Here is a 13,290-nt window from a genome sequence, read left to right as displayed (position 1 = left end):
ACACCTGGGATTATAGCTATTGAAAAGCTATGATTGTTTTCCAACTATGCAAAAAAAGGATAGCCACTTAAGCGGCTATCCTTCTTTATTATTTCGCTTTTCCATAAGGAATCGCTGCTTCCTCAGAGGTAAAGTAACCATTTCTTTGATACTTAATATTGAGTGTGCCGCCATTATCGTCTAGGCTTGTTGTAATTTTAAAAGAGCCATCTTTGCGGATTTGCTCTCTTCTCACCTCTGCCCTGCCATACCCAGCGTAAACGACATCTCCGCGTGTCACATTCTTTACAAGAATATAATCGCTTTGATTTTTTCTGTTAAAGAATACAACGTCTTTACTTGTTAGTTTTGGCGTGACCTGGGTTTCTTTTGGATCGACTTTGTAGTGAATTCGGTTACTAGTATGTCCCAGTTTATTTGAAAATTCGACATACAGGTCTTTAGATTTGATCGCTAGCGGAAATCGAGTGGACCCCAAATAATATTTATCTTTTGGTTTTTGAGTAAAAGTTTGGAATGGCTCGGTACCCTCTTTTGAGTCATATAATTTTAACGTAATAGGGAAGTATTGGTCTTCCGGTATTTGGAATCCAAGGAAATTTGTCTTATCAAGGTAATACAACATGTTCTTTGTTAAGGTTAGATTTTCCTTTGTTGAAGAGTAGTTATCTGTTACTTTATAGCGCCGGATTCTTTGATTATAATATTTATTCGTTTGATGGATATCCACATCTAGTGCTGATATATATTGTCCTTTAATCTCGGGAAGAATCACCAGTTTAAATAAGGCTTTTTCGTTGGAGGCAATGTAAACTGATAACGTTTTTTCCCCATTGCTTTCACTTCTCCTAATTTGACTAGGTTATTAGCGGCAGCCCTCCATAGATTACTAGTTACACGTGGTGGCTCAAATGAATAAATGGTGTACTTTGAGAATTTGTCTTCATTGCCCATGCCATCCCATTTGAGTTTTCCCGCATAGATACCTGCTTCTTTATTGATATCTTTGAAGGAACGGTTCTTCGGATAACTCTCCATTATTTTGGCTGTATTAGAAAGTGGTACAACGATTGGATCTTTCGAAATCCTGTTTCCTTCAATCGCAAAGATTTTTAATGATTTGGCTTTTGCCGGAAGTTTTGGCATTCGAATTACTTTGTTTTTGAATGTAACTGACATGACGCCTAGTTTTTCAATCGTTTTTCCATTCTTATCAGCATAAGATATGAACACTTTAAAGGAGCGATCATGTGAAATCATCGAAATCGTTTTTCGCGGATTAATTCTGACATTGAATCCCTCTGGAAATTTTACGGAAGCGCTGCGTGTTAACTTCTCATTGTCGATATTGTCAATAACCTGGAATTTATAAGGGTCATAACTAGTTTCGTAGTATTTCCCTGAGTTATCCCGAGCGTAATAAGTTCTAAAATATATTGTTTCATTTTTTGGGAGCTTTGTATTTTTAGGAATGGCATAAACAAAATGGTAATCATTATGGCGGTAGCCGGTATACGTTTTGAATGGTTTTGTTGACCCATTATTTAAGAAAAGCTTAAATTGCATGGGATCGTTTCCTGGATTATCTTCCTCATCATACCAGTCCGACTTGCTCCAATTAAAAATAAAGTTTCCTGATATTTCACCCATATCGCCGTCTGTATCGGCAATTAATCCTTGGGCAGGGAAAGTTGTTGCGGAAGCTGGCAGTTGTGCTTCGATGAAAAGTATTACTAGGAGACTGGTTAAACCTAATACATATTTAATATACTTCACCTTTTTACACCCTCTCTCATTTATTACCATTCATTATAAAGAAAAACCCTTTCTATGTAATTGAATAATACCAAAATAGTGCTAAATATATACTAGATTATGGTTTTTTTCGACAACTTTAGAGTTTTATATTTAGCAAAAAAACAGGATATAAAGGCATTATGACGCTAACGCGGGAGCCTATTGCCGAAGTTCAAGTGGTACTGCTCCGAATCCCTCTAGCGAAAGGTTCTTTAACCATGAACGATCTATCAAATGGGTGGTGTAATTCGTTTGATCCCAAACTATACTATTTCAAAAAAATCAGAAAAGATGGATTCATAAAATATTTTATCCATCTTTTTTTGTTATTTACTATACACCTTTGAGTATGCATTTCTTCTCTCATCTATTTTGATTCAAGATATTTAAATTGTACTGATTGTTAATACAAACATGCATGTTATAACATTCACGTTTATTTTGATGCCTGGCACTGAAGAATTAGACATATAACACCTGCTTTACAATGTGTTAAAACCCTTATAGTACGTTATAATCAGTAGAAATATTAAATGCCTGGTGATTCATATGTTGAATAAAGATTTTTATAGAGGCGAGAATTTTTGGAGTAAAAAACCGAAAAATAATCGTATCGAATACCCTATTAACGATGAAATAATAAGAAGAGCTGAAAATATATTGGATGTTCACTTCCCATCATCATTTATTCAACTGATGAAAGAGCAAAATGGCGGCGAATTAAACTTTCCTTATTACACGGAATACAAAGACGCACTTCCTAGCATAGAGCCAATTCATTTTGAAAAAGATGATATAAGTTTATTAACTTCCCAAGAGTTTTTGGAAGAAGCAAATCTTCCACTAGGATTAATTGTTCTTTGGACAGACTTTCATGAATGGCTCGTTCTAGACTATCGAAAGGAAAAGGAACATCCAACTATTGTATATATAGTTGAGAACTATCTTTCAGGTGAAGAAGAATGGGAATTTCATATAATTGCTGAGACTTTTGATGATTTCTTAAATCAACTATTTCGAATAAGTCCTAAAAGAGCATAGAAAAGAAAGAGCTTTTTTAAGAGTTAGCCATCAAATCCTTTAAATGAAGTTTCTCATAAGTTTATTATTTAAAATCGATAAGATATATAAAATATTATCTATCTGTTTTTTCTAGTTCTTTTTCGATAGAGACTTTTTATAAGCTTATGTAATGTATCGTCAGAGGCTGTACTACTAGTTATATGTGTAGTTACTTCTTCAGCTGTAATTCTATTTCCATTCTTACTCATTGCTTCAGCAGTTTTTTGAATACTTCCCAGTAGTGCATACGTATGGATAATTTGTTGAGTAAATGTAATTGGTTCATATGATTCAACTAAATCAATATAACGTTGGATTACTAATAAATCTTTTTTTGCTTGATCAAGAGTCCTAAAATTCTTCATCTAACTCATTCCTTCTTTAGATAAATTAATCGGATTTACACTATTAGAAATTTCCTAATTTAAATTTTAATAAAACACAAAGTTATATCATTTGTTTAGTTAGGTCTAAAATTATCCTTTGAATATATTTTTAATATGCCACTTAAAATATGGTTTATGTTGAGTTGTTGTCGTTATTTTAATATTATTACTTAAACCATATTTGCAATAATCGTCTTCAGCAATTTCTTTTGAGATCAATATATTTCCGTGTGAGTCAAACGAGATATATCCCCTGTCATACAAAGAATCATGATTGCAACAAAGTAGTATTCCGTTGTATGGATCTAGTCTCTCTTCATTTGTACTATCTTTCCAAGGCTTTGCATGACTGGCACGTAAAATATCTCTTAGGTTAATTCCACAAACCGGACAGGTGTTGTTCCATATTGGTTCTAGTTTTTCTCGAAATTTATGTTGTCCAATTCGTATTTTAGCCTTTGCCTCTGATTCAGTTTTAGTAATTATCGGTGATAATGGATTATCATCATTTATCTCTATTGCATCCATAGAAAAGCTCAATTGTTCTTTACTGGGAGCAATTAAATTCGTCACCCCAATAAACTCTAATAGTTGGATCGTTAATTCCTCATTACAGGGGTATAAATATCCTTGATTTCCTTGGCCACTGGCCTGAAATGCAGAATATTTTAAAGGCAATAATGGTTGAATAGTTTTAAAATGTTCGGAAATACGAAGCGGTACTTCTAATTCATGATAATTAAGCGCTACCATATAGCCTTCTTGATTCCAATTAGTTTTTTTTTGTAAGTTAGTAGGTTTTTCGCTTTCCGTACAATTTGCTGTTGCTATGCTGACCGCAATAATAAAGCCATTTACATAATGGAAAATCACATTCCCTTTTTTTACATCCTTCATTCTACTCCATGAGTGTGGAGTATTCCCAGCTTTATCAAACTGGGGACTCCAGATAATACCTACCTCTTTTTCTTCTTTATATGTACGGCCTTGCATTACTATATAATTACTCAATTATTTCATCTCCGACCTAATAATCTATCTTTCTATTTTATACATTAAATGGAGAAACTACAAAATCCAACGATAAATATTTCACAACTGTTCTATCAGATGTATTAACAGCTAATAAGGTTTTGATTTAACTATTTGTAATATATCAGCTTAAAAAAGAGCTAATCTCCTTAATATATCAAAAGAATTAAATCATTCGTTGAATCTCTAGAAACCCTATACAAAAAAAACAGTATAATCCACTTTGCATGATTCACATAAAACCAACATTTCAGAGTGGCTTAGGTAGTTAAGATTAGAAATCTCTTGAATACAATTTTAAAAACACTCTCAGAAAGTGCAATTGATTTTCCTGCTTCATTAACATCCTTTTTTGTTTCTTCGTGTTTAGTATGTCTCCTTAAAAAGCTTTTCAAAAATATATTCCTAAACTTTACGTTAAAAGGTTCAGTAACTCTACATCTAAAGAAGCTCTAATCATTTATTAGGTCAATGAATATTCAGCTAAAACAATAAAAATAGTACCTATAAAGGGTACTATTTCGTAATTGCTTTTGATGGAAAATCCCCTAAAGATTCATTAATAATTAGATCTATTTCGTCATCACTTAAAGCATTATTCTCATTAGATCTTTGAGTATTTTTAATTCCCTGCCTAAAACTATTTATAACAGGTAATCATTAATCGTATAATCTATAAGATATTCTTTTGGACTCCTGCCTAGAGATTCATGCTCCAAAATATCCCTTTTGTTAAGTTGACCTCTACTATTAGCCTTATTAATATAAAGAGAGGTTTGTTCTGTCTTGTGAAAATCTTGTCTACTTCGGCTGACTATCTTTTCCCAATACTTATCTGCATCATATAAGTATGAAGTTACTACATATCTTTTTGGTACAAGTACGTCAGGAAATGCTCTCCCATCATGGCCTTTTATACTAGGCACGTATGCCGTATATTCGTCCCAGCGATGTGTATTGTGATTCCAATATTTTTTGTTATCTCAAAATCTCTTTTTATATTATATTTCTCACTTTGTTGAATAGTATACTCTACTAATTTCTTCTTAATTAACCTTGCAATTAAATCAGACATTTTATCGCAACCAAATTTATCAATAAATACATGCAAGTCTTCTATACGACCAATTAAGCCTTTTGATATTAATTTTTATTTAAAACACAATTTATTGAACTCCATACTCGCTTGCAGTAGTTATTTAACAATCTTTATGATGAGATTGATGTTATAGACTATCAATAATTAAGATTTGGATATACAAAGTGAACTCTTATTAATCATTACTAACTTTTAAATATTGTATTAATGTTGTTAATTCAATTTCTCTAAAAATTTCTATTTTAATATTATTCTGTTTTTCTAAAATTAATCTGACTTCTCTCTTTTCCATCTCTATATTTCCATTTCCTTCATACAATATTATTATTCTTAACTCTTTTAAACTTTTTATAAATTCCTGCTTAGTAAACTTCTCAATCCATTGCACTAAGCTTATTTTATACTTAAAATATTTAAATTCAAATGCCACATCATTAATAACTGCATCGACTGCATAAAAGTGATTATTCGAGTTAACGAGTTTATTATCATTAACTTCCTTCAAAACTGATATCATAATTTGTTCAAATGTAATGCCTTTAATTTTTCTCAAATCATTACTAAATGTAATTAAATGCTCTTTTTCAATTTTATTAAGTTTATGACCATGAACTATGTTATTTCTAATGTTTTGCAAATATTTAAAATCTTCCTCTAATTCTTTCGAAATAATTCCATGATTTATTAATGTTTTAAAAATTCCATTCAAAGCATAAAAATTAGAATGCTGATTGATCCTTACAATCGAATTACTTACCAATTGATTAGATATATCACGTAACCATGTTTCAAATTTAATAAACTCTTCTAAATATCCATATTGATTAATTTGTTGATTAAAAACAGCATTTTCTGTCCATCTATACCTAGTACTATCTATGTTTTTATCTATTTCCTGGGTATCTTCATTATCTACAACCTCTAATAAATTAACCTCTAACATTTTGTCGATTATGAGTTGTGCATTACCTTTTAAATAACTTATATATGCTGAAGCAAATTCATCATCTTTGAAACTTTTACTTTTTAATATATTCTCAATCTCAAAACTAAGTGGACGAATTCTTTTCATATTTTTAATAATTATATATAAATTAGATATCAAAAAATCTCTAATTCCATCTTCTAAATTATCGTTTGTCTTGTCCCTTATTTCTTTTTCTACATCATATAGTATTTCTGAAATTTTCGCGTTAGTTTTTAAAATCTCGTTATCAGCTTTTATCTCAATATAACTATTACCATTTCCATCGAATCTCATGTCATTCCTAATTAAACTTATAAACTTTCTTAATATTCTATTTGAAAGTAATATATTTGAATCTAAGTACTGTTTGATAACGTAATTATCATTATCATTTATAGAATGTCCTATTAAAGAACTAAAATACTCCTCAAAACCTTTTCTGTTCAAAAGAGGAATATGTATATTTCGAGAGAATATACTTGAAAAAACGTTATCATCTAAAACATCTGCCATTAAATATCTATATAACATTTTCTGTCCAGATATTAATAAGTAATTTGAATATCCCGAAAGCATAAGAGGTTTCAATTCACTAATTAGTGCAATAATATCTTCTTCTTTTTCAAGCTTATCCAATTCATCAATAATAAACACTAATTCTATACCTGATTTATATAATTCCTTAATTATTCGTGTTAATTGAAATTCTGCAACCTCATCATCGTAAAATGTTGTCCGATTTATTTCCATTGTTTTAGAATCCATTCTTTTAATAGAATACTCATATCTAAGAATAAAAATAACACATAATATTATAGAAAAAAAATATGTTTTCCAATCATTGTTTTTAATGAAGTTAACTAAAGAGACACTTCCAGATAGTATAATTAACATTCTTAAAACTAATTGTTTAAAATCTGAACTAATAACATATGACTTAAAATTTTCTTCTAATTCAATTTTTATATCTTTTGCTTCAACATTCTCAAAAGTACGATCATATATTAACTTTAATTCCACAAACAATTGTGGATCTTCTTCTAAGATTTCTTTACAAATTTCATTATTTGTAATTCCCCAGTAAATCTCTCTAATTATGTTCCTTAAAATATTTGCAAAACTACTATACTTTCCTATATTAAGATTAATAAATATTTTTTTTCTTTCCACTAGGTTATTATTATTATCGTTTTCTAATTTCTTTAACTCACTTACCACTTCTTTTTTCAATGCATTTATGAATGAGGTCTTCCCAACACCTCGATACCCTGAAATTAAATAAGTTGAAGGATTTCCATAAATTAAATCATTTTTTAAATTCGTGAAATTTTCACTATCGGAAAAGTGTGTTGCTTCTACGGGAGCATCTTTTATTTTTTTTATATCTATTAAAAGTTTCACTTATAATTAATCTCCTTCTTCTCTTTAAATCCTATATTAAAAAAATCCCATTTAGATAATACTAAACTCAGTAAAATTTATTAATCAGCGTCTTTATAATCAAAACATTTATCATTCTAGATAATTTTCTCATAAGAAAAAAAATCTAGGTCACTTATCCTATTCACCTACTTTGATATTCTAAAAGTTTATTCCTCAATGCTTCATCACTTGCATAAATGAACAGACCCTTAATTCCACGCTTCAATAAGATATTGATTGAGTTAAGGACTATTTTTTCCTTTGCTTCTTTTATATTTTCAATTCCATCCATACCTGTATACGCACCTTTATCCATATACTTACTCGTATTAATGATGATTTCATCTTTAACAGTATCATATTGAACAGAGGGCCCAAGCACGACCCCAACATAATTTAAATCAAAACCTTGTATCGTATAAATTGAACCAGCCTCATGTACAGTTTCTGCTTTTTCAGCCCATGTATATTTTGTACTTGTTGTATTCCATGGGAGTTGATACTCACCATTTGATTCCTTCACGTAGTATGTCCCACCGTCTTTTTTATGTATGTAATCAAACGTTGATACAACACGACTTAAACCGTACTTTGTATTTTTGGCTTTAATTTCATAATGCATGTCTTTCATCGACTCAAATACTTTAAATTCATAGTTAGTATCTTTAGGAAGCGGCATTAATTTTTTATGCTTGAACTCGTTTATCCAATTGATTACGTCATCATTCGCCTGCATACGGAATTGTTTTGTTAACTGGTATTCTTCATGAAAAGTGCTTAATTTTTTGAGCTCTTCTAATGTTACCGCTCCCCATAAGCTCTTTAGTTTCAGCACTTGGTTTTGGTCATAGATGATAACAACTACTTTCGCTAGTTTCAATAGCTCCTCTAAATGATTATTGCCATAGAAGCTATTATAAGTATCTGGCTTTGTTAACAATAAATGCGCTTCATCAACGAAAATTATGTCAGCCTTTTTTCCCTCTTTTTGTAACGTATTAATCAGAGATGTAGGCTTTGCAAAGTTTTTTCCTTTTAAATGTTTCACCTGTTTAGCTATATTTTTATACGTTTTAAACATTTCTTCATGATTCACAGCTAAATAATTTTCTGTACGATATAAATTTGAAGATGCTTCTTCTACTCTTTCTTGAATCGTGTTAAAAATAGAACTTAACACAACGCTTTTACCAACCCCTGCTTCACCTTCAATAACTAATAGACTTCCATATTCACTTGAGTTTTGAATTACTCGTTTCTCACAAAACTCGAGTACTTTATCTTTTAAATCAAGTTGTTCTAAAGATAATTCTTTGAATGGAGATAATTTAAAAATATCTTTGTTTTCAATCACATGCAGCTCATTGTCGACAAGCTTTTGTTCATGTAGCTTTTGCCAAAGTTCTTTAAATAGTTGTTGATCGTAGTAAGACTTGTTGTAGTAGTTGTGAGTAAAATCGCTAGCCGTTTTACTTTTATTTTGAAGCGTATATTTTTCATCACCTAGAAAGTAGTTAATCAGCTTTGTCTCTAGATGAAACGTTGCTGAACGATTGAACTGTTCATGCTTAATCAAATTTACTTGCTTAATATTTTTACGTCCCTTTAAATGAGCTTTCATCCGATTTTTAAAATAAACAGTTTCACCAATATAAGCTTCTTTATTGCCATTTAAAACATAAATGACTGGGTAATTTAAATACTGTTCTTTGTTGTTGATTTGATTGATACTTTCTTGTACAAAAGGCCATGATAGTATTTCGATAGCTGTCATTTCTTTACTCCTTATCACTTTGTAAAACAATTTCTTTATTATATTATTTTAATGCATTCTCATAAATACTACTATGAACTGTAAAAGTTGTAGATAAATTGAAATGACTAATAAAATTAAACCCTATAAAAATAATCAATCCTCTTCATCAGCTTTGAGAAACTAATAATTTCCTTATAGCTTTTATCATTTATTCCTGCTTTTGGCATCCACCAATATAGAACATTAGCTTCCTTATTTAAGGTAACTAAGGTTTTTTAAACAGCTATATTTCACCTGTTAACTAAATTTAAGCCTAAGTTTGTTGTTGCGCTCCTATTTACCTACTTTTTTCATAACTTTTACATTTAATATTTCTTTTTTAGTATACTTACTATTATATAGAAAAAATGCGATTAATCGAATAATAATTAGAAAGTGAATGATGCAATGTGAATATGGACCAATTCGAGCAATTATTAACGTTAGGTGAAAGTGAAATTTTGGATTTCAAGAAGACGTTTTATGTAAAGGAGCGTTATGTAGACCTACTTACAGATGTAATTGCTTTTGCGAATGCTCACAGTAAAAATTCTAAATATATTGTCTGTGGTGTTAAAGAGGGGAATGGTGTTAAGGATTTAGTTGGACTAGACTCATTCACAGATCAGTCTATAATAGAACAACTAATTTTCGAAAACATTGAACCTTTCTTATCCTTCAAGTTGCATGCTATTTCCTATCAAGAAAAGCGATTTCATGTAATAGAAATCAGACCTGAAAAGCGGCCTTATCTTTTAAAGAAACAATATGGAACTTTAAATAAAGGCTTCATGAAAATTAGACGCGGTGCTACAAACGATTTCACCACCCGCGCAGATTTAGATAAAATGTACAACGAGGGACAAGTGAAGTTACAGATTTCAGATGGCTTCTTATATGCAACAAAACCTGAATTGGGCTACGCTGAGTTAAAATGCATATTAAGTAACCACAGTGATAAAACAACAACAATCGTGTGGGGCTGTTTAGAGATATACGAAGGTGAAACTAAACTAACTGAGCATAGATTATACGGGATAAAAGACAACCACGAAGGCGCAGACTTCCAACTAAAATTAACACCTAAAGATGAAATTGTAACTGACTTTCATTTTGGCTTCACCTCATCACAATGCTTTCCATTAGCAGTTGATGAAGATGGAGTTACCCAAAAAACACTAACATATAAAGTAATATTATTCGATGCTGATGATAACGAGTATACTGCCATCTATCACAAAGGATTTTTACTTGTTAAGGGAGAATTTCTTTGGAGAGTGAAGTTAAAAAATAAATAGATATTTAATGTGGAAGATTTAAAATGGGAGACATAAAGTTTTACAAAAACAAAAACGATAATATTCAAGAGCTACAAGGAAAATCTATTTCATAGAGTTTTTAGAAGCTACTAAAAATGAAGATATAAAAAAGTATGCATATTTACGGCTGCTATGCTATACAGGTATTAGGCGAGGAGAAGGTTTTTCCTTACAATGGAGTGACATCAATTTTTATAAGTAGGAAATTACAATTAACAAAGCTGTCACCTATGATGAAAATGGGAAATTAATTATTTCAACTACTAAAACATCTGATCATAGACTATTAAAGATTGATGATCGCACACTTACAATTTTAAATGAATGGAAGCAAATTCAATCTGATTTGCATTGTAATATAAGTACTGATAACCTTGTATTTTCTGATAAACAAAATAATATTTCTTTCCTTTAAAAGCGTGGGACTGGTGCAATAAAATTCAAAAAAAATATAAATGAAATCAAGAATAATGCGTTTGAAAACTATATTCGATATATGAATTACTAAAACAAGTTTCTTTGTAAGCACGTAATCAAACCAACGCATAAAAAAATGAGCAGTGTCTCTAGGTACGTATCAATTTGAAGGAGATACTTTTCTTACATCCCTAATGCATTGAATATCATTTTCATAGCAGATAGAATAAAAGTGGTATTCTATGCATTCTATGCAACTCACCCTTTTTGTTGCGTCTGTACTACTTATTCACTTTAACAGCCCCTAAAATCGGCAAAAAACTCCTATGAATCGCACAGAAGTTTTATGCATAAAAATTTCGAAAATTCATATTTTAATATTGACACAACACAAATAGCCATCTTATAATATATTATAAGATGGAGTAAAAATGTACTCTATTAAATCTTTTCTTCATTTGGTCTGATGCTGGTAACATCAGATTTGGTTATTTTCTAACTCAATTTATTATGTAGGATAATACGTTTATATCTTATAATAAAACGAAGATCGAAAGCAAGAGGTAATTTGTGTTATTTGCAAATTTCACATTACGTTCGATTTTCGTTCGAGTATTACTTATAGATGTAAAATACATATGATTAGTTGAAATAACCCTCTAATGGAGCAGAATTAGGAGGGTTGGATTTTTATAATTAAATAGATACATTGCTTACTCCATTTAAAATATTAAATTTTAAGGAGAATGCAACTTGAAAATTACAGGAAAAAAAAGAATTAGAAATTCAGAGAAATATATGTCTCACATCAATGAAGGTGGTAAGGCAAATATTGGAGTTGCTATCACGGCAGAAATTGCAGTGAAGCTACAAGAAATTGGATTTAAAACTTTACTATCAGGTGAATCCCTAGTACCCGCACCAAAATTTGGTCCTGTTAGTAAATTCAACGTAAACGGAAAAGATGTGCCACAAAAGGACAAGCCCAAAGAAACTGTTTACCGTCAGCAATATTGGTCATGGACTGACTGGGATGGAAATTCTCACTCTCGTACCGTGGATATTCCCTACCAACGTTATCCGAGAAAATGGATTCCAGCCCCATGGGTAGAGTTGATGATTGTACAGTCAGGTGAAAACAAGTTTGTGATTGCTGGAGATACTATTACTAAAGGTCAAACAGAAGAAACGGACATCGTCCATCGTATCAATCTTATGTTGGCGATTTTTAAACAAGCTGAAATCTTTCAGGAGAATTTGGAACGATACGAAGTGCCAAGAACGGTCAAACTTGGCTGGGATATACTTCCTGAGGGAGAAATGCCGTGGGAGACATTCAAACATCATCTTACACCTGTACTCAACAGTAAATCGAAGGGTAAAAAAATCATTATTGCTGAACGACTTGAAACAATTTCTAAATACAATCCAGATTTCCATGCAATCGGAGACAATGGTTATCAAGGATACATCATTTTTGGCTTTACGAGGGAGAATCTTTATATCTTCGAAAACGCTGAATATGGCAATGCCACGTATGTATTTGAAGGCGATTGGAAACAGCTTTCCAAAATGACAAAAGCCGAAATTATTGCTTCTGATATCCATAAGCATCGCTTTGTGCATCTTGATGGCTGGAAGAGACAAATTGCAGAACTATTTCCTCATCACACCGATAAAAAAATCTCTTAATATATTTTTTAAAAAGAGCATGGTTCTTACAGCCATGCTCTTTTCATTCCATAAAGTATGCTACTATTCAGTGTTGGCATAAGAATGGCACCTCCTTCGTTTATTATGTCGTTCCGGGAGTGCCAAACTATTTATATGCGTGTTTGATTAAGGGCTTACGTTTTTTTAGACTTGTTCTTTTTTTTCTGCAAACTCTAATTTGTCTTCAAACCCAATACATAATATGATAAGTATGTAAGGTACAATCCTACCTCACACTCTCATACATCAATTCACGCTAAATCTTTGACCCAATTTTGACC

At 31.1% G+C, this 13,290-nt stretch carries 9 protein-coding genes; 3 read left to right on the top strand and 6 right to left on the bottom strand.

Annotated elements, in window-relative coordinates; translation table 11 throughout:
• Positions 1-88: 88 nt before the first annotated feature.
• Positions 89-730 carry a hypothetical protein gene (locus RCJ93_RS11215; RefSeq protein WP_446739038.1) on the bottom strand — a complete coding sequence of 214 codons (642 nt, stop codon included), beginning with the start codon at positions 728-730 and terminating at the stop codon, positions 89-91.
• A 41-nt stretch (positions 731-771) separates the two neighbouring features.
• On the bottom strand, positions 772-1,776 hold the full coding sequence (locus RCJ93_RS11210) for a hypothetical protein (RefSeq protein ID WP_446739037.1): 1,005 nt from the start codon (positions 1,774-1,776) through the stop codon (positions 772-774).
• 573 nt (positions 1,777-2,349) lie between these two features.
• Here RCJ93_RS11210 and RCJ93_RS11205 point away from each other — a divergent pair.
• Positions 2,350-2,838: an SMI1/KNR4 family protein gene (locus RCJ93_RS11205; RefSeq protein ID WP_446739036.1), complete on the top strand. Its 489-nt coding sequence runs from the start codon at positions 2,350-2,352 to the stop codon at positions 2,836-2,838.
• A 98-nt stretch (positions 2,839-2,936) separates the two neighbouring features.
• Here the strand turns inward: RCJ93_RS11205 and RCJ93_RS11200 are convergent, their stop codons facing one another.
• From RCJ93_RS11200 to RCJ93_RS11185, 4 genes are all read right to left on the bottom strand, one after another.
• Positions 2,937-3,224 (bottom strand): hypothetical protein, encoded by a 288-nt coding sequence (locus RCJ93_RS11200; protein ID WP_446739035.1) that lies wholly within the window; start codon positions 3,222-3,224, stop codon positions 2,937-2,939.
• Positions 3,225-3,335: 111 nt separating this feature from the next.
• Complete coding sequence (locus RCJ93_RS11195) at positions 3,336-4,256, bottom strand: HNH endonuclease (protein WP_446739034.1); 921 nt, start codon at positions 4,254-4,256, stop codon at positions 3,336-3,338.
• Positions 4,257-5,551: 1,295 nt separating this feature from the next.
• The gene (locus RCJ93_RS11190; RefSeq protein WP_446739033.1) at positions 5,552-7,744 is read right to left on the bottom strand and encodes a P-loop NTPase fold protein; all 2,193 of its coding nucleotides are present in this window, start codon (positions 7,742-7,744) and stop codon (positions 5,552-5,554) included.
• 163 nt (positions 7,745-7,907) lie between these two features.
• Entirely contained in the window at positions 7,908-9,539 is a 1,632-nt protein-coding gene (locus RCJ93_RS11185) for a DUF2075 domain-containing protein (RefSeq protein WP_446739032.1), read from the bottom strand.
• 437 nt (positions 9,540-9,976) lie between these two features.
• Here RCJ93_RS11185 and RCJ93_RS11180 point away from each other — a divergent pair, with 437 nt between their 5' ends.
• A complete protein-coding gene (locus RCJ93_RS11180) occupies positions 9,977-10,858 on the top strand; it encodes an AlbA family DNA-binding domain-containing protein (RefSeq protein WP_446739031.1) in 882 nt (293 codons plus the stop codon).
• A 1,191-nt stretch (positions 10,859-12,049) separates the two neighbouring features.
• Positions 12,050-12,988, top strand: a complete 939-nt coding sequence (locus RCJ93_RS11175) for a hypothetical protein (protein WP_446739030.1) — start codon at positions 12,050-12,052, stop codon at positions 12,986-12,988.
• Positions 12,989-13,290: the final 302 nt, after the last annotated feature.

This window comes from Rummeliibacillus sp. BSL5, assembly GCF_052928305.1.
Note: the sequence above shows the minus strand (reverse complement) of the source record. Positions and strands in the feature narration are given on the sequence as shown.